Origin of the sequence: Rhodococcus sp. 06-235-1A (genome assembly GCF_002258785.1) — a bacterium.
Taxonomy (GTDB): Bacteria; Actinomycetota; Actinomycetes; order Mycobacteriales; family Mycobacteriaceae; genus Rhodococcoides.
Genome location: NZ_NOYI01000007.1, coordinates 92986 through 110458 on the forward strand (window position 1 = coordinate 92986; position 17473 = coordinate 110458).

Annotated in this window: 24 protein-coding genes and 1 pseudogene; 22 read left to right on the top strand and 3 right to left on the bottom strand. The window is 63.7% G+C overall.

Annotated features, from left to right (window positions below; translation table 11 throughout):
- The first annotated feature begins 37 nt into the window (after positions 1 to 37).
- Positions 38 to 763 (top strand): SDR family NAD(P)-dependent oxidoreductase, encoded by a 726-nt coding sequence (locus CH275_RS04915; RefSeq protein ID WP_179275981.1) that lies wholly within the window; start codon positions 38 to 40, stop codon positions 761 to 763.
- Positions 764 to 772: 9 nt separating this feature from the next.
- On the opposite strand, the gene CH275_RS04920 is transcribed toward CH275_RS04915, so the two are convergent.
- A complete protein-coding gene (locus CH275_RS04920; RefSeq protein ID WP_094675820.1) occupies positions 773 to 1279 on the bottom strand; it encodes a metallophosphoesterase family protein in 507 nt (168 codons plus the stop codon).
- Positions 1280 to 1302: 23 nt separating this feature from the next.
- Complete coding sequence (locus tag CH275_RS04925; protein ID WP_094675740.1) at positions 1303 to 4578, bottom strand: error-prone DNA polymerase; 3276 nt, start codon at positions 4576 to 4578, stop codon at positions 1303 to 1305.
- Positions 4579 to 4703: 125 nt separating this feature from the next.
- Between CH275_RS04925 and CH275_RS04930 the strand changes: the two genes are divergently transcribed.
- Positions 4704 to 6833: an MMPL family transporter gene (locus tag CH275_RS04930; RefSeq protein WP_094675742.1), complete on the top strand. Its 2130-nt coding sequence runs from the start codon at positions 4704 to 4706 to the stop codon at positions 6831 to 6833.
- A 9-nt stretch (positions 6834 to 6842) separates the two neighbouring features.
- Here the strand turns inward: CH275_RS04930 and CH275_RS04935 are convergent, their stop codons facing one another.
- Positions 6843 to 7124 (bottom strand): helix-turn-helix domain-containing protein, encoded by a 282-nt coding sequence (locus CH275_RS04935; RefSeq protein ID WP_094675744.1) that lies wholly within the window; start codon positions 7122 to 7124, stop codon positions 6843 to 6845.
- A gap of 139 nt (positions 7125 to 7263) precedes the next feature.
- Between CH275_RS04935 and CH275_RS04940 the strand changes: the two genes are divergently transcribed.
- The 20 genes and pseudogenes from CH275_RS04940 to CH275_RS05025 all read left to right on the top strand — a co-directional run.
- Positions 7264 to 7470, top strand: coding sequence for a hypothetical protein (locus tag CH275_RS04940; RefSeq protein ID WP_094675746.1), 207 nt, complete (start codon positions 7264 to 7266; stop codon positions 7468 to 7470).
- 184 nt (positions 7471 to 7654) lie between these two features.
- Entirely contained in the window at positions 7655 to 7876 is a 222-nt protein-coding gene (locus CH275_RS04945) for a hypothetical protein (protein ID WP_094675748.1), read from the top strand.
- Positions 7873 to 8052, top strand: coding sequence for a hypothetical protein (locus CH275_RS04950; RefSeq protein ID WP_094675750.1), 180 nt, complete (start codon positions 7873 to 7875; stop codon positions 8050 to 8052). Before CH275_RS04945 ends, CH275_RS04950 begins: the two co-directional genes overlap by 4 nt.
- Positions 8049 to 8441 (top strand): hypothetical protein, encoded by a 393-nt coding sequence (locus tag CH275_RS04955; RefSeq protein ID WP_094675752.1) that lies wholly within the window; start codon positions 8049 to 8051, stop codon positions 8439 to 8441. Before CH275_RS04950 ends, CH275_RS04955 begins: the two co-directional genes overlap by 4 nt.
- A complete protein-coding gene (locus CH275_RS04960) occupies positions 8438 to 8995 on the top strand; it encodes a hypothetical protein (protein ID WP_143546681.1) in 558 nt (185 codons plus the stop codon). Before CH275_RS04955 ends, CH275_RS04960 begins: the two co-directional genes overlap by 4 nt.
- A complete protein-coding gene (locus CH275_RS04965; RefSeq protein ID WP_094675756.1) occupies positions 8992 to 9405 on the top strand; it encodes a hypothetical protein in 414 nt (137 codons plus the stop codon). The genes CH275_RS04960 and CH275_RS04965 overlap by 4 nt, the downstream gene beginning before the upstream one ends.
- Positions 9406 to 9410: 5 nt before the next feature.
- A complete protein-coding gene (locus tag CH275_RS04970; protein WP_143546682.1) occupies positions 9411 to 9746 on the top strand; it encodes a hypothetical protein in 336 nt (111 codons plus the stop codon).
- 74 nt (positions 9747 to 9820) lie between these two features.
- Entirely contained in the window at positions 9821 to 10060 is a 240-nt protein-coding gene (locus CH275_RS04975) for a hypothetical protein (RefSeq protein WP_143546683.1), read from the top strand.
- Positions 10057 to 11538 carry a ParB/RepB/Spo0J family partition protein gene (locus CH275_RS04980; RefSeq protein ID WP_094675762.1) on the top strand — a complete coding sequence of 494 codons (1482 nt, stop codon included), beginning with the start codon at positions 10057 to 10059 and terminating at the stop codon, positions 11536 to 11538. Before CH275_RS04975 ends, CH275_RS04980 begins: the two co-directional genes overlap by 4 nt.
- A 3-nt stretch (positions 11539 to 11541) precedes the next feature.
- A complete protein-coding gene (locus CH275_RS29105; RefSeq protein WP_143546684.1) occupies positions 11542 to 11754 on the top strand; it encodes a hypothetical protein in 213 nt (70 codons plus the stop codon).
- Positions 11735 to 12721 carry a DNA translocase FtsK gene (locus CH275_RS04985; RefSeq protein WP_094675764.1) on the top strand — a complete coding sequence of 329 codons (987 nt, stop codon included), beginning with the start codon at positions 11735 to 11737 and terminating at the stop codon, positions 12719 to 12721. The genes CH275_RS29105 and CH275_RS04985 overlap by 20 nt, the downstream gene beginning before the upstream one ends.
- A gap of 18 nt (positions 12722 to 12739) precedes the next feature.
- On the top strand, positions 12740 to 13339 hold the full coding sequence (locus CH275_RS04990; protein ID WP_143546685.1) for a hypothetical protein: 600 nt from the start codon (positions 12740 to 12742) through the stop codon (positions 13337 to 13339).
- Complete coding sequence (locus CH275_RS04995; RefSeq protein WP_094675768.1) at positions 13336 to 14148, top strand: PE-PPE domain-containing protein; 813 nt, start codon at positions 13336 to 13338, stop codon at positions 14146 to 14148. Before CH275_RS04990 ends, CH275_RS04995 begins: the two co-directional genes overlap by 4 nt.
- Positions 14145 to 14693, top strand: coding sequence for a hypothetical protein (locus CH275_RS05000; protein WP_094675770.1), 549 nt, complete (start codon positions 14145 to 14147; stop codon positions 14691 to 14693). Before CH275_RS04995 ends, CH275_RS05000 begins: the two co-directional genes overlap by 4 nt.
- Positions 14690 to 14845, top strand: a complete 156-nt coding sequence (locus CH275_RS29360) for a hypothetical protein (protein WP_179275982.1) — start codon at positions 14690 to 14692, stop codon at positions 14843 to 14845. The genes CH275_RS05000 and CH275_RS29360 overlap by 4 nt, the downstream gene beginning before the upstream one ends.
- Before the next feature lie 41 nt (positions 14846 to 14886).
- A complete protein-coding gene (locus tag CH275_RS05005; RefSeq protein WP_143546686.1) occupies positions 14887 to 15075 on the top strand; it encodes a hypothetical protein in 189 nt (62 codons plus the stop codon).
- Positions 15072 to 15248, top strand: coding sequence for a hypothetical protein (locus CH275_RS29365; RefSeq protein ID WP_179275983.1), 177 nt, complete (start codon positions 15072 to 15074; stop codon positions 15246 to 15248). Before CH275_RS05005 ends, CH275_RS29365 begins: the two co-directional genes overlap by 4 nt.
- A complete protein-coding gene (locus CH275_RS05010) occupies positions 15245 to 15583 on the top strand; it encodes a hypothetical protein (RefSeq protein ID WP_094675774.1) in 339 nt (112 codons plus the stop codon). The genes CH275_RS29365 and CH275_RS05010 overlap by 4 nt, the downstream gene beginning before the upstream one ends.
- Positions 15580 to 15759, top strand: a complete 180-nt coding sequence (locus CH275_RS05015) for a hypothetical protein (protein WP_094675776.1) — start codon at positions 15580 to 15582, stop codon at positions 15757 to 15759. The genes CH275_RS05010 and CH275_RS05015 overlap by 4 nt, the downstream gene beginning before the upstream one ends.
- 690 nt (positions 15760 to 16449) lie before the next feature.
- Positions 16450 to 17473: pseudogene (locus CH275_RS05025) on the top strand (hypothetical protein); the annotation flags it as partial.

Genomic DNA, 17473 nt, shown 5'->3' on the forward strand with positions numbered 1-17473 from the left:
GCAATTGTGCCCTCTCCGCGACGGCTATTGTCGAATGATGAGTGCTCCCTTGACCATCGTCACCGGTGGAAGCCGCGGAATCGGTGCCGCCATATCCCGGCGGCTGGTGGCCGACGGGCACGATGTGGTGATCGGCTATCGCTCCGATGCCACCGCCGCGGAAGCGTTGGCCGCGGAATTGTCGGCTTCCGGGCGAACGGTGATCGCCGTGCGTGCCGACACCACCGACGAGCAGGCGGTGATCGATCTGTTCGGCGCTGCCGGGGAGATCGGCTCAGTCACCGGTGTGGTGAACAACGCCGGTTCGGCACGCGCCGTCGGGATGCTGGTGGACAACGACATCGAGACCATCCGAGCGGATCTCGACGTCGATCTGGTCGGTGTGCTCACCTGCTGCAAGTATGCGATCGCGGCGATGGTCGAATCCGGTGGCTCGATCGTCAACATCTCCTCCGCTGCAGCGACTTTGGGTAGCCCCGGAATGTACGTACACTACGCGGCGGCCAAGGCTGCGGTCGATACACTCACCGTCGGTTTGTCCAAAGAGGTTGCTGCGCAGAATATCCGCGTCAACGCCGTAGCACCGGGCGTCATCGAGACCGACTTCCACCGAGATCGGCAGCGGCCGCAGAAGATGGCGTCGAGCATCCCGCTCGGCCGCCCCGGTGTGCCGGACGAGATCGCCGGTGCGGTGTCGTGGTTGCTCTCCGAGGATGCGCGGTACGCCACCGGAACCGTCATCAGGGTGGCCGGCGGCATGTGAATGCCTCGGCTACCGCGGTCGAGGTGTGATGCGGTGCAGCTCGACGTCGTTCAGCTCCCCGTTCTCGGCGACGGCCGTCATGTACGTGCAGAACGGTTGCCGCCGCCGATCCGTCGGTGAGCCGGGGTTGAGCAGCCGTAGACCGTTGTCCGCGAACGTGTCCCACGGGATGTGACTGTGACCGAACACGAGCACGTCCGTCTCCGGGTACGCCGCGGCCATGCGTCGTTCGCGTCCCGTCGCGGCTCCGGTCTCGTGTACCACGGTGAACCGAACCCCGCCGAGCACGACGTCGGCGCGTTCGGGCATCAGCGCGCGCAACTCGTCACCGTCGTTGTTCCCCCAGCACGCGACCAGACGACGCGACCGCCGTGACAACGCCTCGAACGATGCGAGGTCCACCCAATCACCGGCATGGATCACGACATCCGCGTCGTCGACGGCCGCCCACACTTGGTCGGGCAGGTCGCGAGCACGCTTCGGGAGATGAGTGTCGGCAATCAGCAGCAGCTTCACCACTCGATTGTGCACGTCGCCCTTCATCGGAAGTCCCTCGATCTGGACGCAACTCGCAGATCCATCAGTTGCAGATGATCGGCCACCACCGTCACCGCACCCTCTGCGTTCTGCACCTTGCCGCGAATCAGCAACGCCGGAGCCGTGATGGCCAACTTGCGGTACTTGGCCCACAATCCGACCGAGCACACCACGTTGACCATGCCCGTCTCGTCCTCGAGGTTGATGAATGTGACACCTCCGGCCGTGGCCGGCCGCTGGCGATGCGTCACCGCACCGCCGACGAGAACTCTGTCTCCGTCGGGGATCTGCAGCAACCGATTCGCAGGAACCACGCCGAGCGAATCGAGACGATCTCGAAAGAACTGGGTGGGATAGGAGTTCGGCGAGACGCCGGTCGCCCATACATCGGCCGACGCCAGATCGAGGTCCGTCATACCCGGCAGCGCAGGCGCTTTCGTCGACGCGCCGATGCCGGGGAGCAGACCGGGCCGCTCCCCCGCCGCCGCGCCTGCAGCCCAGAGCGCTTCTCGACGTGTGATGCCGAAACACCCCAGTGCGCCGGCCGTGGCCAGCGATTCCGCTTGCGCCACCGACAGTTCGATACGACCCGTCAGATCCAGAAAGGAAGAGTACGGCCCGTGTGCTTCTCGCGCGTCGACGATCTTCTGAGCCAGAGCAGTACCGATGAACTTCACGTCCGCCAAACCCATACGAATCTCGAGGCCGTCTCCCTCGAGATTCGCATGACCGAGACTGGCGTTCACGTCGGCACCGTGCACCAGCACGCCGTGCCGCCTGGCATCGGCGACCAAGGACTGCGGTGAGTAGAAACCCATCGGCTGGGCGCGCAGCAAACCTGCACAGAAGGCGGCCGGATGATGCAACTTGAACCACGACGAGTAGAAGACCAACGAGGCGAAACTCTGCGAATGACTCTCGGGGAAACCGAAATTGGCGAAGGCCGAGAGCTTTTCGTAGATTCGATCCGCGGCCGCGCCGGTGATGCCGTGCAGGTCGCGCATCCCGTCGTAGAACCGCCCGCGCAGCAGTTCCATCTTCTCCGGTGACCGCTTCGATCCCATGGCGCGGCGCAGTTGGTCGGCGTCGGCCGCACTGAAGCCGGCGACATCGATGGCCATCTGCATCAACTGTTCCTGGAACAGCGGAACTCCGAGAGTTCGATCGAGCGCCTTCTTGAGCGACGGATGCTCGAAGATCACCGGCTCCAGCCCGTTGCGACGCTTGATGTACGGGTGTACCGAACCACCCTGGATGGGTCCGGGACGAATCAAGGCGACCTCGACCACCAGATCGTAGAAGTTTCGTGGCTTGAGTCTGGGCAGAGTGGCCATCTGCGCGCGGGATTCGACCTGGAACACCCCCACCGAATCCGCTCGTTGAAGCATCTCGTACACCTCGGGCTCGGACAGGTCGATCGACGAGAGCTCGATGTCGATGCCCTTGTGCTCGGCGATCAGGTCCATCATGTAGTGCAGCGCCGAGAGCATGCCGAGCCCGAGCATGTCGAACTTCACCAAACCCACTGCGGCACAGTCGTCTTTGTCCCACTGGAGCACGCTGCGATTCTCCATCGTCGCCCACTCCACCGGGCAGACGTCGGCAATCGGGCGATCGCAGATCACCATGCCGCCGGAGTGAATGCCGAGGTGACGGGGGAAGCCCTCGATCTGGCGGGCCAGATCGAGTACGGACTCGGGAATACCGTCGCCTTCCTGATCACCTATTCCGGACCAGCGGGTGATCTGCTTGCTCCAGGCGTCCTGTTGTCCTTGCGAGAAGCCGAGTGCGCGGGCCATGTCTCGTACCGAGGACTTGCCGCGATAGGTGATGACGTTGGCCACCTGAGCGGCATGGGTGCGGCCGTACTTGGCGTAGACGTGCTGGATCGCCTCTTCTCGTCGATCCGATTCGATGTCGATGTCGATGTCGGGTGGGCCGTCGCGTTCGGGTGCGAGGAACCGTTCGAACAGCAGCTTGTTCGCCACCGGGTCGACGTTGGTGATGCCGATGGCGTAGCAGACGGCGGAGTTCGCTGCCGAACCTCTTCCCTGACAGAGGATGTCGTGTGTCTTGCAGAAATGGACGATGTCGTGGACCACCAGAAAATAGCCGGGGAACTCGAGCCGCTCGATGATGTCGAGTTCGTATTCGAGCTGCGAGTACGCTGCCGGATTCGCCGGTTGCGGGCCGTACCGGCGAGCCGCACCCTCGAACGTGAGCCGCCGCAGATAACTGATCTCGGTATATCCGTCGGGAACCTCGAACGGCGGTAGGCGCGGCGCGATCAACGTCAGATCGAACGAGCACTCACGACCGAGCTCGACGGCACCGCGTACCGCGCCCGGATAATGCTCGAACAACTCGGCCATCTCCGCCCCGGATCGGAGATGTGCACCGCCCGTCGGTGCCAACCACCCGGCGGCCTCGTCCAAGCTGCTGCGCGCGCGTACGGCAGCCATTGCCATGGCCAACCTCCTACTGCGCGGACTCGCATAATGCGCGGCTGTGGTGGCGATCGTCGGAAGGCTGTACTTGCGAGCCAGAACCGCGAGCGCATCGTTGCGCTCGTCGTCGTCCGCAATTCCGTGCCGGGTGAGTTCGACGGTCACGCGATCGGGCCCGAATCGGTCGACGAGAGTGCGCAGCGCGGCCTCGGCCGCCTCCGGACCGCCGCGCGAGAGTGCCTGCCGAACATGACCCTTCCGGCAACCGGTGAGAATCTGCCAGTGCCCACCCGCCGCTTCGGTGAGCTCCTCGATGTCGTACTTCGGCTTGCCTTTGACCCCACCGGACAGGTGCGCGGCCGCGATCCGACGCGAGAGCCGTCGATACCCCTCTTGACCGCGGGCGAGTACCAACAGATGAGTGCCATCGGGGTCGGTCGCTCCGGCCCTGGATCGGTCGCTGTCGAGCGAGAGTTCGGCACCGAACACGGTCCCGATGCCAAGGGCTCTGGCCGCCTCGGCGAAGCGAACGACTCCGTAGAAACCGTCGTGATCGGTGATGGCAATGGATTCGAGTCCCAGGCGCACCGCTTCTTCGACCATCTCCTCCGGCTGCGAGGCACCGTCGAGAAAGCTGAACGCCGAGTGCGCGTGCAATTCTGCATACGGCGTCGTGGACAGCACGGGCTTGTCGATGGTGCGCTCGTAGACGTCCCTCTTTCGCGACCAGGCCGGACTGTCACCGCCGTCGCCCTCGGTTACCGGCTTGGGACGTCCGGACAGGACGCGCTCCATCTCCGACCACGTGGGTGGTCCGTCGTTCCATCCCATCGAGCCCTCCCCACACCGCATCGCCGTTGCATCGAACACCTGTTCTAATGAGAACACGGGGGTCCGACACGGATCAACTACAGTCGAGACGCCACTGACCCCTTCCACAGAGCCGGAGCACCGTCGTGACCCGTTGGGCCTCGTTCGTCGTATCGCACAAACGATGGGTGCTGGCAGTCGTCGTTGCCGTCGTCGCCGTCGGCGGGGTGTTGGGACTGAGCGTCTTCTCGAAACTGAGCGAGGGCGGCTACGCCGACGCCGGCAGTGAGTCGTCGGAGGTGGCACGGCTGGTGCGGGGCATCGGTCAGCCGACACCGGACATCGTGGCGATCTACACCGCACCCGACGGCGAGACGATCGACGACATCGGGCCCCGAGTGCAGGCGACGCTCGACGAGTTCACCGGTCGATACACCCTCGGCAACGTGAATTCGTACTGGACCGCAGACCCGGTCAGCAAAGAATTCCTGGTCTCGAAGGACCGAACGAAGGCGCTGGTGACGGTATCCCTGGGGGCCAACTCGGGCGTCACGTTCAATACCTTCGGCGAACTTCCGCCCCAGCTCGAAGTACCCGGCGTCGAATCGCAGTTCGCCGGCGCGTCGGTGGTCGGAGTTTCGCTCAGTGAGACCCTCGAAAGCGACCTCGTCCGCTCGGAACTCATCGCTGTTCCCATCACGCTACTGCTGCTGATCTTCATCTTCGGCGGCGTGATCGCCGCAGCGGTTCCGGTGTTCGTCGGCATCCTGAGCGTGCTCAGCTCCTTGGCGATCCTGCGCGTCCTCACCGAGTTCACCGAAGTCAGCTCGTTCTCGATCAACGTCGCGTCGCTGTTGGGGCTCGGCCTGGCCATCGACTACGGCTTGTTCATCGTCAGCAGGTTCCGCGAGGAACTACGAACTGGGTCGACGCCGGTCGACGCGACCGCCCGAACCGTCGCCACTGCGGGCAAGACCGTCGTCTTCTCGGGACTGCTGTTGGTCTGTGCGTTCGCGGGCATGCTCGTCTTCCCCCAGGCGGTGATCCGGTCCCTCGGATTCGGGGCCATGGCCGCGGTGGCGAGCGCAGCGGCCCTGTCACTGACCGTCGTTCCGGCACTGCTCGCAATTCTCGGCACCCGCATCAACTCCTGGACGTGGTCACGTACCGCATCCGATCGCAGCGATGCACGCGCACACAAGTTCTGGGGTGGAGTGGTCACCCGTGTGATGAAACATCCCGGGATCGTCGCAGCCGTCATCGTCGCGGGGTTGCTGATCATCGCTACCCCGATCCTCAAGATCTCGCTCGGCGAGGTCGATTACACGGCGTTGCCGAAAGACAACCCTGCGCGCATGGCATTCGAAACACTCGGCACCGACTTCGAGTCGACCGGTGACGGTGCCACCATCGTTCTTCGTGGCCTGGACGGCACCAAGCCTCAGGGCGCACCCATCGCAGCACTGACCTCGGCTGTGGAGTCCACGCCCGGTATCGCCCGCGCCGAATTCCTCGGTTCCAAGGACGATTTCGTGACCCTCGAGGCGGCCTACAGCGAACCGACCGGTGGACTGACCGAGGCCGAATCCCAATCCGACGCAGTGTCTGCATTGCGCTCGATCACCCCTCCGGACGGTACCGAGATACTCGTCGGCGGCGGTCGCGCGAACATCGACGACGGAAATGCGGCCATCGCGAAGTGGCTACCGGTGATGATCTCGATCATGGTCGTCTCGACGCTGGTACTGCTGTTCCTCGCATTCGGCTCGATCGTGCTGCCGATCAAGGCGGTCCTGATGGCAGGGCTGAGCTTGGGCGCGACCTTCGGTGCCCTGACGTGGGTGTTCCAGGAAGGTCACGGGGCAGGACTGATCGGCGTCACTCCAGGACCGCTCGAGTCGACGTTCGTCGTTCTCATTCTCGCGGTCATCTTCGGCTTGTCGACCGACTACGAGGTGTTCCTGATGTCTCGCATGGTCGAAGCTCGCGCGGCGGGAGCGAGTACCGAAGAAGCCGTGATCTTCGGCGCTCAACGCACCGGACGCATCGTCACCGCAGCGGCGTTGATTCTGATCGTGGTCACCGGGGCGTTCACCATCTCGGGTCTGTCGATCATGAAGTTTCTCGGCTTCGGCGTCATTCTGGCCCTGATCATCGACGCGACGATCATCCGTATGTTGCTGGTTCCATCCTTGGTCAAACTCATGGGCGAGGCCAACTGGTGGGCACCTGCGTGGATGAAGAACGTGCACGACAAGGCGGGTATAGGCCACTAGCCGAGGAACTTACTTCGGACTATGTGTTCCCGCGCCCACGCTGATCGGACTGGCTTGCGGCAGGTAATCGGCCGGGTCACGTAGCAGGTCGGACGCGTTGACGTTGAGCGCACTCGCGATCGCGTCCAATTCCTCCAGGGGCCAGCGGTGCCCCTTGAGTGCACGAGACATCTTGCTTTCGTTCCAGTTGAGCCGAGCGCCGAGATCTTTGGCGCGCTCATATCCCCGTGCGTGCATCAAGGCCCGCACATTCGCAGTGATCCTCGCTGCTGGAGTCAACGTCTCGTTCATGGTTGCAAGTATGGCAAGCACTTGCGGTGTTCGCAAGAGCGCAGCTCACATTATGTGACCGAAACCATTCTGCTCTGATTTTCTTCTACATTTAGCGATTCACTTGCAACTATTGCCAGTCGGCAGTAACTTGCAGATTATGCAACTCGCATCGACCACCCCCAAGTCCGCTGCAACAGCAGCGTTGGGGAAGGACGTCGGATTGTGGATCGACGAGCATCGCAATGGCCCCGCACAGCTCAGCTACCGGCAGATCGCACGAATCCTTGCTGCCGAGACCGATGTGCTTGTCACCCGAGAAGCGTTGCGCCAGTGGCACGTCGAGTTCATGAACCGCGCTGCCTGACTCCAACGAAAAAGCCCGCCGAGGGCCAACTCGACGGGCGACGACACCCACTAGAAGGAGTGAACGTGTCTGATTCCAATCTTAGACCCTGGGCGCGATACCTGTATCCGCGGTTGATCTTCGCGGGCGTGCTGCTCGGTGGCCTCGGGGTTTCCCCGTGGTTCGCGGGAGTGGTGGGCTCGTGATGGCTACCTACCACCTGTCCCAGGACCTGCACGCAACCAGCGTCTCGGTGAGGCTTGCCCACGCCAGCCCGTCGGGCGAGGCCCGACTGTGCATCGACATCGGCGAGGACCTGTCCGTGTACCTCGAAGCGACCGAGTGGGCTGCGCTCGCCGACATGGCCGACGCCGCACTCGACCGCGCCAAGTCCAATCACCCTGCGGGAAAGAAGGCGCTGCAATGACGATCGACACCGACGCGGGATGGGCTGCGTACCTGCGGGATTCGCGCATCATCGACCCGACCGAGGCGCGCCGACGGCACCGGGACGACGCGATCGCAGCAGTGGTTGCGGCTGTCCTGATCGCTGCGTTCGTCGTCAACCTGGTGGTCTCGTACCTGTCGGGTGATGCCCTGTGAGCGGCACGATCTACGACGGTCTAATCCGCATGGTGCCCGGCATGGCTTCCGGCGACGGGATGACGGCACCGGTGGCCTCGCCGAGATTCAATCGCGACGGCGACCTGATCACCTATCTCCACTGGACCGAGCTCGTTCGCGATCGCTCATACCGTCTCGTCGCAACGGACTACGCGACGATCGACGGCCACCGGTTGGTGGTGCACACCCGATGGACTGGCGTCTCCGAGAGCGCAGACGCCCCGGTGGGGATATTCGAGACGAGCCTGTTCGCGAACGACGACACCCCGCACGACGGCTGGTCACGGAAGTACGACTCGATCGCCGCGGCAGTCTCCGGCCACGCCGACGTGCTCGACGACCTGCGGGCAGGCCGGTGGCCGTCATGACCGAAACGCAACCCGTCGTCGAGTCGACTGAACCACCGAAGCCGAAGGAACGCGCCGCGCACTACCGCGGGAACTGCGAAGACATGGCTGGGCAAACCATCCAGGTCGAAGCCGGCCGATTCCTCAAGGCTGTATCTGCCACCTACAACCTCGAACGGGACTGCACCCGCGTGGTGTTCGAGCGCGTGGCCGATCCCTCACGCGGCAACGCGAAGTGGTTCGACAAGGACTTCAACGAGATCGACCCGCCCGACGGCAACGTCACTGTCCGGTCCGAGTCGGTGCGCAAGCCTCTGCACTCTCCCGAGCAGGTACTCGCGGAGATGGGCAGCATCGTCGAGCTGATCGAGGCGAGCGGAACCGTCAAAACCGACAACCTCGATCGACTGCACCAGCTCGGCCTCCCGATCCGCTCGTGGCTGATCAAGGATCTCGGGCTTGTGCACGTCGACACCCTCAACGAGATGGTCGCCGCGGGGATGGTCGACGCACAGGCCTTTCTCGCCGCGATCGAGAACAACATCCACGGACCAGACGAAGGAGGCCGAGCATGACGAACGCAGACGGCAGCCACTACACGCTAAAGGACCTGCAAGAGATGAAGGAGCGGGAGCAGCCGGCAGCCGGGGCGCATCGTGGGGTCTCAGTTCGCGACGACGCCCCGTATGCCTACCGCCCCGAAGTCGGAGCCGAGCCCGGCAAAGCCGACGACCGGCAAGGGATGATCGGCGCTTGCCTCGAGGAGCTGACGGAGCAGCACAACAAGCTGGCGCACCTGGTGCACACGCTGTGCACCCGCATCGAGCCGGTGCTTTCGTCACCCAGTGTCGACACCACATCAGAAGCAGAGTCCGCACAGAAGTCGACGTGCTCGGGTATCCGAGAGGACCTTCTACGCAAGATCGTCGCAGTGCAGAACCTCCAGGGCGACGTGGCGTACGTCCTCGGTCGTGTGGAGCTCTGACCGTGATGGCCGACGAGACCGTAGCTATCGAGGTCGACGCGATGGAGGCGTCGATGCTCAAGCTCAACGAGATGTTTGCAGCGCGCGGCATCAACCATGTCCAGTTCGCGAGCCTGCCGGAGTTCCCCGGCGACAAGGCCGTGGTGCCGATCGAGCACCGCAAACTGCGGTGGAGTGTCACCGCGGCCGCACCGGACGGTCGAGTGTTCGCCTACACCGGGGATCCGGTTCTCGCTCAACAAAATCAGAAGCAACACAATGTCGCGATCCTGCTGTCGGTGATCGAGATCGCCCGGATGCTCGGCTACGAGATCGACGTGGTCGCGGACAACCCGACGTGAGTGAGCCGATGCGATGCCGTGACTGCGAGATGCCGATCAAACTCGTCCGGTCGATGACCCGACCGGACGGGTGGATGGTCCTCGACGCCTCAATGGACACCGACGGCGAAGTCCGTGTTCATCAGCTCCAGTCCGGTGCGCACGGCGAACTACTCCGCGGCGACAAGCTCGCCGAAGCCAATGCCAACAACGAAATGCTGTGGATGCTCCACCGCCGAAACTGCCTGGCCAACAAGCCAACCAACCCCAAACCTGACCACGTGCAACTGAACTTGCCCAAACGGGCGAACAGACGAAGGAGCTTTCGATCATGACCATCGACACCGCAACCGACGAGATCGCCACCGCCGAGCAGGAGTTCGACGGCGGCACTGCCGCAACGCAGCTCGAAGACCTCAAGCCGTCGGTCATCACTGCGCATCCGAAGAATCCACGTAAGGCGTTGGGAGACATCGCCGAACTTGCCGCGTCGATCAAGGGCGAAGGTGTTATCGAGCCGCTGATAGTGACCCCGGCGAAGGGCAAGGGCAAGTACACGCTGATCGCCGGGCATCGTCGTCACGCGGCCGCGAAAAAGGCAGGGCTCAAGTCTGTTCCGTGCCTGATCCGGTTCGACCTCGAAGGCGACGACCGGGCGCAGCTCGAAGTGATGCTCACCGAGAACCTGCACCGCTCGGACCTCAACGCGATTGAGGAGGGCTCGGCATATCAGACGTTGCTCGAGTTCGACGACGTCGACATCAAGGGTCTCGCCTCGCGTACCGGACACAACCAGAAGACCATCCGCGATCGAATCAAGCTCGCGAATTCCCCGGAATCGCTGCAGCGCAAAATCATCGCCCGACAGGTGACTCTGGAGGAGGCCCTCGCGCTCGCCGAGTTCGCCGACGATCAGCAGACGTACGACCGTCTCGCGCTGCACCTCGGTAGCCGCGACTTCCAGGTCAATCTCCAGCGTGCCCGTGAGGCTCGGGTGTGGGAGAAGCGTCAGGCGAAGATCGTGAAGCAGTTGGCGGACCGGAACATTCGCGTCACGACGAACGAGGAGCTGTCGCAGGAGGAGGAGGACTCCAACGGCGAGGTCGAGTGGTTGGAGCTCGAAGAGGACGAGCGGATTCCGGCGGGTGCGGAGACTGCGGCTGTGCTCAACGAGAACGCTCACGACGGCTACATCATGCATTTCAAGCGGACCGTCGAGACGAACGCCGACGGAAAACCGATCCAGCCCGCACCGACGCCGAAGGTCGAGGAAACCCCCGAGCAGATCGAGGCCCGTGAGCAGCGGGAGCGTGAGAAAGCGCTCGACGCTGATCTGCGGACAGCGGCCACCGTGCGCCGCAGGTACCTCGCTGGTGTTGCCGCCGATCACGATGAGGATCTGGCCCTGAAAGCGTTGCGCCAGTTGGTGATGCAGTCGTATGCCACACGCGTCGGAAACCCGTACTACGCGTCGGCAGCTCGTGAGCTAGTCGGCGTGCCACCGTTGACGAAGGACAACGACGACGAGTACGAGACCGTGCAGGTGACCCAGCACGTGAACAAGATGAGCATCGAGCAGCTCGCCGTCACCCTATGGCTGCTCGACCACGTGGCCGAGGAATACCACATGGCCCGCTCGCGCGGCTGGACCATGCCGACCGTCGACCTCACCCCCTGGCAGCAGGAGTTGACCGATCTCGGCTACGAGTACTCGACGGTCGAGCTGTCCATGCTCGAGGTCAGTGACGTCGACGACGCCGAGCCCGCCGAGTCGGCTGCCGCAGAGGACGCCGCAGACGGTGTCGAGGAGTAGACGGTGGCCGATCCAGTTGCCGCGGCGGACAACTGGTGGATCTCGCTACCGCCCGAACGCCGCGTCGGACTCCACCGGTACATCGCAGGCAGGCAAGCGGCAGCCGCATCAGAAGGACACGCCCCGGTCGAAGGACAGATCGCCCTCCCAATCCGCACCGGAACCCCACGACGACCCCGGAAAGGCTGGCTGAACAGTGACAGACCTATCGACTGAACCGTTCCTGACGACGGTCACTGTCGGCACCAACGATCTGCGGCACGCGTTGGTGTCGGTGTCCCGGCATGCATCGGCCATTCCGGAAATCACGTCCATTCACCGCGTGCGCCTGGAGATCACCCGCACGCAGGTGTATGTCGTTGCAACCGATCGTTTCTCGGCCGCACTCGCACGGGTGTCGGTCATCGCACCGGCCGCACCGAACGCCGGCCGAATCGACCTGACACCGGAGAACGTGCGAGAGATCATCGCGGTGTTCAAACCGAGCAAGGAAAAGGACGACGAACCGGAGTGGCTGACGCAGATCGAGACCGACGACACCCACGTCATTCTCACCGACGTCTCCGGGATGATCGACGGTAAGTCGATCGCGTTCGTCCGGACACCCGTCGACGATGGGTTCCCGTCGATCGACATCAGCATTTCCCGCGCGCTGGCCGGGGAGCCGGTGTGGCTGGAGAACGTCCACGTCGACGGCTCCCGGATCGCACTGTTCGAGTCCGCGTCACGCCAGTACAACAAGCCACTGACAATCGAGTCGCGATCCGGCACCAGCGGCTTGGTCATCAGCTGCGGATCGAGCTTCCTCGGCCTGTGCATGCCGAACCGCACCGACGAAGAGATCGACGCGGCCACGAAGGCGGCGTGGCAGAACTGGCGCGAGACGCTCCCAGATCCACGCTCACCGCTCAACGTCAGTAAAGCGACCAGAGATGCCGGAGCGTCCGACGTGGGCGTTCAGGACGACATCCTGGGCGACGCGGTGGCACTGATTCGGTCGACTCAGAAGTGCACACGCGGCCTGTTGCAGAAGCGGCTCCGGATCTCGGCAACACACGCCGACGAGGTGCTCGGCGAACTTGAAGAACTCGGCGTCGTCAGCGCCGCCGACGAAGACGACGGCCACCGCTCGGTACTCATCCGCTCCGACGGAACCATCCCCGACACGAAAGACGGTGACTGAAAAATGATTCGACGCGACATGAGCGATGCCACTGATCACTGCTGGCGCAGTGACCACGAGCTGTGGCGGGAAGTGCAGAAGGCACGCGAAGCGGCCGACAGGAAGCACGGCGAGAACTCGATCGAGCAGATCGGTGCATCCGACTCGCGGTGGCTGTCGATCCTGATCGAGGAAGTCGGCGAGGTCGCTCACGAACAGACGTACGACGCGGCCGGGACTGTCGAAGCGCTCCGCGCTGAACTGATCGACGTGCTCTCCGTTGCGTCCGCGTGGGTCAGTGCCATCGACGCGGAGAGGCGGAGGGCCGAAAAGGATACCGAACCGCAGGAGCAGGTCAAGACCTATTGGGAGGGGCTAGAAAGACCTGCTGTTCGCGGCACAGCCGTCGTCGCGGATTGCGACTTTCCCCGCTACTGGGCGAGAGAAGAAAAGCTGATCGGCGAGCGGATCGAAGTCGTGCGCCTTAATCCGAGTGTCGACGGATGCATTGACAACCGGTATGGATATGGGTGGACCAAGGTCACCGAAGCAAAGGGCTACCACGGGATTGGCCACCAAACCGTCTGGATCGAGCCCGGATCATTCCGTGAGCGCGGAGCCGCGGCGGTGTCCGAATGAACGCCGGACTGATTGCACCGGGTCTCGCAGCCGCGGTGCGGGCGATCAAACCGACGATCACCGTGATCCGGTGCCGCGGTATCGGCGAGCCTATGTCGAAGAACACCTTGCAGACGGTCACCGATCGGCTTGACCCGAAGCGGTTCAAGGTGATCGAACTGAAGTGGTCGGCGTCGTTCGGCCCGGTGCCGAGCCGTGACGGCGACTCGTTCGGAGTGTCCGTCGAACAGGCCGAGCGATTTCTACTGCAGCTGATCATCGACCAGCCCGGCCCCGTCGTGCTGATCGGCTACTCCGGCGGCGCGCAGGTCGTCGGCAACGTCGCCGCTCGCGCCGCGATCAGCCTCCCGGCCGTGCGCGCGAAAATCATTGCTGTCGGGATGATTTCGGACCCATCACGTCACCATCTCCAGATCGAGGGGCAGGACCGCGGCGGACAGGGCATCATGACCGGACGTTTCGTCCCCGAGGACCACTTCAAGGTCTGGCAGCTCTCCGCGTGGGGCGACCCGATCTCCGAGCAGCCGAACATTCGCGCGCTCGAGGACCTCGCCGCAGGTATCGAGTTCTGGTCGTTGAAGGACCCGGCCGCGTGGATGAAGGACATCGGCCGCAAGGCGTTGGCCGGCCGATTCCGGTTCTGGGAACCGCGATCGCTCGCATCGTGGGGCCTGGCGTACCAGTGGTCCCTCGGCTACACCCGCGATCACCGCCACACGAGCTACCACGTCGAACACATTCGCGGCGTGCCCGGACCTCCCCGGACCTACACCGAGCACCTGGCCAAGCTGATCGGAGACCTCGCATGAACGCACGTAAGGGTGCACCCGACCTCGACGCTGCGGAGCTGCTCGCCGACGCGATTCGCACCTACTCCCGCCAACAGTCACTCGGAAGGCACCCGCTCTTCCCGAGCGGACCCGTCAAGGACGGCCCGGACTTTGCCGACCACCTCGCCGAGGAAATCCAGGGGCACCTGCACTCGCACGGTGCCGCGATCAACCTGCCGCAGATATTCGCTCCGAAGCCAGTCGGCATGACATTTACCGCCTACGGAGTCTCGCTGTCGGAGCTGGGCGAGGATGGCGACGAAATCATTGTTCTGGGCCACGTCTCGCGTCGTCGGCTGCTCGCAGCCCTCAATCGGTACTGGCGAACATTCGTCGGTCTCAACCGCCCCGACATCACGGAACTGCTCCGCGATGGCTCTATGAAGCACACGTGGGCCGAGTTTCTCGAGCCCGCGAACACCGAAGCTATCGAGTGGGCGTTCCTCTGTTATCCGGCAGCAGCGCCGGACTCGGCGGTGCTCGCGTCGAACGAACCGACGCCGATTACGAGGTGGTCCGCATGAGCGCCCGGTGGACGCTCCCCGAACTGCTCCAACAAATCGCCACCGAATGCGGCCCGACGCTTCGCAACGAGGACATGGCCGCGGCTGCGGCCGAGGTGATCCGCAACTACTTCGCGGTCATGCCTCGCCAGATCGATAAGGCCACGCAGTGAGTTCGGGGCAGCGGCCGCGTACGCCGATTCACTTCCCGCGCATGAAGTACCGAGCGGCGAAGCGCGACCAGAGGGCGGCGCTTGGTCATCACCGCTGCGTCTACGTGACCATCAAGGCGGACTTCAAGCCGCTCAGCAGTGAGGTTGCGGCCGCGATCGCCGAGATCCAGGACACGGCTCGCAAGATGGCCGAGAAGACCCGATTGCCGAAACTTTGGTACGTGCCGTGAGCACGGTCAATCAGCGGCGAATTCGCCGCATTGCTGCACGCCGGTACGAGAGAGCTGCGGATCTGACGTGGCGTGACTTCCTGGCTGAGTGGAGAGCCACCGAGGAGAAGATCGAGGCCCGCCGTGCCGATGACGAACAAACCGACAAGCCCTGGTGGAGGTTCTGGATATGAGAAGAATCGCGACAGAACGTGCCCGGTGGGTCGCGATCCGCGACGACGAAGAGGATCGGCGTCGCTATGCCGCCCAGGACGTCATCGCGATGATCGACCGCGTTGTCGACGTGGTGAAGCAACGTGACGACGCGATCGCTGCCGAACACGATGCCCTTCAACGGCTCGATCAGTGGGCAGAGGAAGCGCATTCCGCTGCCGCGGAACGTGATCAGGCATTTCAGGCCCTCGGCCGAGTCCGTGACCTCATGGACCTATGGGAGATGGAAGCAATTGACCAGGACGACCGTGACACTGTCGCGTTGGTCCGGAATGCATTGGATGGCAAGCAATGACGAAGCGAAACCCCGAGGACTACTACACCGAGGTCGACTCGGACAAGGGCTACGAGACCCGCTGGAAAACAACACCGAAGTCGCTCACTGAGCAGGACGCGCAGTGGGACAAGACTGATCGGCTCGAAGCGCAGCGAGCCGCGCGCGCGGAACAGCGGAGGAAAGTCGATGCCTGAGAACAATACTCGGTGCCCGAGGAGGTATCGAGAAGCTCGTTGCCGTCTGCCCTTGCCGCACGAGCCCCGGCACTGCGTGTTCTCATTCTGGGATTCGTACGATGCCCCGCGATCATCTCCCGCACCAGCCGCGTTCCGAATCGGTGCCGTTAGTTCGCAGCTGGTCGATTCGCAGCTCGTCGACGCCAATGGGTACGACTGGTCCGCCCGTGGGGAATTGGCCTACTACAAGAAACCAGCCGGGTGCAGCGACGAAGACTGGAGTCAGATGGCATGGGCGGGCTTTGCCAGCGCTACGTACTTCGGCCCCACCGTTCTGCCCGATGGCCCGTGGACGCTCGACTCAACCGCGAAAGCCGCTGCGTGGCAGGAACGTCGGCGACGGGGCGTTCCCTACATTCACCGAATCAATTGCAAGGAAGCACCATCGCGCCGTCCACTCGCGAAACGGTTCTGCTGGGTCGTTGTTTTAGAGCCGGGCGCACACATCCACCACCGAACATTCGAGTCCGCGCTCGGAACCCTTGCACGGCTGTATGCCGAGCGTCGTGTGTAGCGGATCGGGGTTCGGCCGAAGCCCGCCCAGTGTGCCGGCCTTTCCGTGGTGTTGACGTTTTCGACGAGTGGTGAGGGATAGAGATCGATGAGTGTTTCCTACGTTGTGGTGTGTGGCCGTTTCGACGGTGACTGATGGCGTGGGTCCGGTGGGGCGACAATTCGCACGACCACCCGATCGTCATGGGCGTGATGGATCACGACCTGTTCGACGATCGCCTGCTGAACGAAGTACATGGCTTCATTTCCCGGTGCGCAGCCCAATCGGGCTCTCACACGACCGACTACGTCATTCCCCGCGGTTCAGCGGTTCTGATGGCTGGCGCTTCTCGTGTCGACGTACTGGTCGAGGTGGCCAAGTTCGCGGGCTACTTGACGGAGATCGAGGTCAAGGGTCGTCGGGCGTACAAGCTCGTCGACAACGACCCTGATTTCCTGCACCTGCGGCTCGCCGCAGAGATCGAGTGGGAGAAACAGCGAAAGTCCGACAACTCCAACCCTGCCCTCATCATCCCCGTCCGAGTCCGCGACGGCGACGCCTGCCGCTGGTGCGGCTGCGTCGTCAACTGGGGATCGCGCAAAGGTGGCCGCAACGGTACCTACGACCACCTCGTGCCCGGTGAAGCAGCGACCATCGACACCTACGTCGTGTCCTGCGGCTCGTGCAACGCCGCGCGTGGCGACAACAGCACCGGCAAGTGGCAGCGCCCGCTGCTGCCTGCCCCGAGCAGCCCGTATTTCTCGAAGACCACCGTCGACTGGATTCAGAACAACGAGTGGGCCCGCAACAACGGCTACGAGCCACCAGCTCGCAGCCGCAAGGTAGTTCGACCCGGAGACCCGGCCCCGTACATGCAGGGCCGTTCGACGAGCCTGAGCCCCGCCACGGCGGAGAGTTCGGCACCAGCAGAGGAGCGACCCGGCACCCAGCCGGAGACCGCGGGCACGCCCGATCCCACTGACGCCTCTGCACCGCGAACCGACACGAAGTCGGCGACCGCCACGTCGAACACGCGAACCGACACCCAGTCGGCGCACGCACCCACTCCGCGCACTACCAGCGAAAACGCCCCATCTGCGGATTCCGGTAGAACCAAGCAGATTCCAGCTGATCGCCAGTCTGCAAGTTCTGACGGACCTGGTCGGGACGGGGCGGGAC

Coding starts and splice junctions, on each gene's coding strand:
- CH275_RS04990 (WP_143546685.1), top strand. CDS start 12,740: ATGAGCGATGCCACTGATCACTGCTGGCGCAGTGACCACGAGCTGTGG.
- CH275_RS04970 (WP_143546682.1), top strand. CDS start 9,411: ATGGCCGACGAGACCGTAGCTATCGAGGTCGACGCGATGGAGGCGTCG.
- CH275_RS04950 (WP_094675750.1), top strand. CDS start 7,873: ATGACGATCGACACCGACGCGGGATGGGCTGCGTACCTGCGGGATTCG.
- CH275_RS05015 (WP_094675776.1), top strand. CDS start 15,580: ATGACGAAGCGAAACCCCGAGGACTACTACACCGAGGTCGACTCGGAC.
- CH275_RS04940 (WP_094675746.1), top strand. CDS start 7,264: ATGCAACTCGCATCGACCACCCCCAAGTCCGCTGCAACAGCAGCGTTG.
- CH275_RS04980 (WP_094675762.1), top strand. CDS start 10,057: ATGACCATCGACACCGCAACCGACGAGATCGCCACCGCCGAGCAGGAG.
- CH275_RS04975 (WP_143546683.1), top strand. CDS start 9,821: ATGGTCCTCGACGCCTCAATGGACACCGACGGCGAAGTCCGTGTTCAT.
- CH275_RS04915 (WP_179275981.1), top strand. CDS start 38: ATGAGTGCTCCCTTGACCATCGTCACCGGTGGAAGCCGCGGAATCGGT.
- CH275_RS05000 (WP_094675770.1), top strand. CDS start 14,145: ATGAACGCACGTAAGGGTGCACCCGACCTCGACGCTGCGGAGCTGCTC.
- CH275_RS05005 (WP_143546686.1), top strand. CDS start 14,887: ATGAAGTACCGAGCGGCGAAGCGCGACCAGAGGGCGGCGCTTGGTCAT.
- CH275_RS04960 (WP_143546681.1), top strand. CDS start 8,438: ATGACCGAAACGCAACCCGTCGTCGAGTCGACTGAACCACCGAAGCCG.
- CH275_RS04965 (WP_094675756.1), top strand. CDS start 8,992: ATGACGAACGCAGACGGCAGCCACTACACGCTAAAGGACCTGCAAGAG.
- CH275_RS04935 (WP_094675744.1), bottom strand. CDS start 7,124: ATGAACGAGACGTTGACTCCAGCAGCGAGGATCACTGCGAATGTGCGG.
- CH275_RS04995 (WP_094675768.1), top strand. CDS start 13,336: ATGAACGCCGGACTGATTGCACCGGGTCTCGCAGCCGCGGTGCGGGCG.
- CH275_RS04925 (WP_094675740.1), bottom strand. CDS start 4,578: ATGGGATGGAACGACGGACCACCCACGTGGTCGGAGATGGAGCGCGTC.
- CH275_RS29360 (WP_179275982.1), top strand. CDS start 14,690: ATGAGCGCCCGGTGGACGCTCCCCGAACTGCTCCAACAAATCGCCACC.
- CH275_RS05010 (WP_094675774.1), top strand. CDS start 15,245: ATGAGAAGAATCGCGACAGAACGTGCCCGGTGGGTCGCGATCCGCGAC.
- CH275_RS04945 (WP_094675748.1), top strand. CDS start 7,655: ATGGCTACCTACCACCTGTCCCAGGACCTGCACGCAACCAGCGTCTCG.